At 62.6% G+C, this 671-nt stretch carries 1 pseudogene; it reads right to left on the reverse strand.

Annotated features, from left to right (window positions below):
- Positions 1-79: 79 nt before the first annotated feature.
- Positions 80-601: pseudogene (locus AC0L3I_RS36970) on the reverse strand (IS91 family transposase); the annotation flags it as partial.
- Positions 602-671: the final 70 nt, after the last annotated feature.

Genomic DNA, 671 nt, shown 5'->3' on the forward strand with positions numbered 1-671 from the left:
GAGGAACCGGATGCGGGAAAACTGCACGTCCGGGTCTGTGAGGGGTGGGGGCAGTAACGCCCCCACCTACTCGGCAGTTGGATTTACGCAGCGGTGTGAGCCAGGCGGTGAAGGCGTCAGCCTCTGCGAGAGCTGGCAGATTACCGTAGAACGTCAGATCGCCAGCGCGATGGAGTGCCAGCAGCCCTGCGATAAACAACCGTCGGAACAGTCGGGACAGGACCCGCACAGACAGAAAGAACCCGGGGCGGCAGCCGATCCAGCGGGTGCCATCCGGCGATAGTCCACCTCCGGGTACGATGATGTGCACATGCGGGTGATGCGTCAACGCCGATCCCCATGTGTGCAGCACGCTGGTCATGCCGATGCGTGCGCCGAGGCGCTTGGGATCGGCCGCGATCGTGGTCAGCGTCTCGGCCGATGCCCGAAACAGCAGGTCATAGACAGCCTTCTTGTTCCAGTAGGCGATCTGAGCGATCTCGGCAGGCAGGGTGAAAACCACGTGGAAATACTCCACGGGCAGCAGGTCTTCGGCACGGGCGGCCATCCAGTCCCGCGCCGCAGGTCCCTGACACTTCGGACAGTGCCGGTTTTGGCAGGTAATGGGCGACGCCCATTACCTGCCTTATGGGCAGATCCAGTAATGGGGAGCTGGGGTGCAGACATTGACA

This window comes from Mesorhizobium sp. WSM4840 (assembly GCF_055811755.1).